This window comes from Moorena sp. SIO3B2, from assembly GCF_010692525.1.
Classification (GTDB): domain Bacteria; phylum Cyanobacteriota; class Cyanobacteriia; order Cyanobacteriales; family Coleofasciculaceae; genus Moorena; species Moorena producens.
Genome location: NZ_JAAHHE010000854.1, coordinates 1 through 1477 on the forward strand (window position 1 = coordinate 1; position 1477 = coordinate 1477).

The 1477-nt window shown below is 37.4% G+C and carries 1 protein-coding gene and 1 pseudogene; both read right to left on the reverse strand.

The features are described from left to right. On the reverse strand, positions 1-290 hold a 290-nt coding region (locus tag F6K38_RS41780; RefSeq protein ID WP_287360722.1), incomplete at its 3' end, for a DUF29 domain-containing protein. Between the two features lie 394 nt (positions 291-684). Next, positions 685-1477, reverse strand: a pseudogene (locus F6K38_RS41785) (hypothetical protein); the annotation flags it as partial.

The window sequence follows — 1477 nt, forward strand, 5'->3', positions numbered from 1 at the left end:
AGGCTAGGAGATTCAGACAACAGAAGATTAATCTGTTCTCTTTGTTCATCGATAGTATTTTCCCAGCCTCGATAATCAGGCTCTGAATCTACGTACTGCCTTTTTAGCAAATGTTCCATCAAAACCTTAAGTCGGCTCTGAAGCTCTCGTCTATCGGATCTTCCCAAGGATGCTATCTCCTCAATTAAATTGTCTATATCCAACTCATCAAAGTTTCTGGTTTTGAGTTGCTGGCAAGTTGTCTCAGTCCACAGAACGAAATCCTGATCATACAAGTCACTATTATTCATTGCTGGTTCATCCTTTTCTATTTTTTTTGTAACGATCAGATGCTCTCCCGTTTTCAGGTAAAACTGTCGGCAAAAAATAACACTACTCTTGAGGATTTCAGAGAATAAATCAACAGCATTTATTCAAATAGTCAAGGTAAATTTTATAATTGATATAGCACTACGCATTAAGCTTAGGACATTGATAAAATCTGAAAAGCTGTTGTAGTAAGCTTTTGCCTTTTGCCTCTTGCCTCTTGCCTGGCGCTTAGCGCTATATATCCTCTTTTCTTATCTTACCACAGGCAATCCTATGGGGACCTTCTGCATTCTCAAAATAAAAGCCACCGGATTGGTAGCTTTTAGTAACAAGATAAAGTTTTTCGTTCTGAATCTGGCACCAACGCCATAATCGCTACATCGCACTTTGCTCTTGAGATGGGTGAGGCACGGGATTCCTAGATAAGCCCAATTGAAATAAGATGTATGCTGCTACTCCTGCGAGGAGAGCAAAAACAATAACAATTATTACTACAACCTTAACTATAGATTTGGATTGATGAGATTTAGAGGTTTGGCTTAGAGTTTTTTCCTCCTGTCGGTTTTGACGCTCCACCCCTTTAGGCATGTCTTGGTCAAAATCGATAGATTCAGCAACTGTACCACTCACAGTCAAACCATCTGCTATAAATGATGAACCAATTGGTTTAAAATCTCCACCGACATCTCCTACTGTAAGACTTCGACTTTGATTCGTGTAGTTTACGTTTTCGATATTAACGGGCTCAACGGAAACCGAAAGATTATTACTGTTGAAAAAATACTTGACACCAGAATTTTGTTTATCCTTAGTGGCATTTTTTTCTAAAAAACCTACTATTTCAGTAAAATTAATTTTTATATGCTCAAAAGCTTGAGAACGTCTTTTTTCTTGATTGAATCCTTTAAGTTTAGAAGTTTGTACTAATTTTTCAATAGTTGAGAATAATTTGCGGAAGTAGTTGGCTGATACTTCTTGGATTTCAAATACTAGTCTTTCAGATAAGTTGTCAGGAGAAATAAGAACAAGACATGGAAGATGGCTTAACTCCACGTTCAACTGTCTAGCAATATCATAGGCTTCAGACTTATCGTAGGGTTTACTTCTAAACCAGTTTAGATCCAAACCAGATTCAATCATTCTCCTCCAATTGTGATTTGCTTGTCTC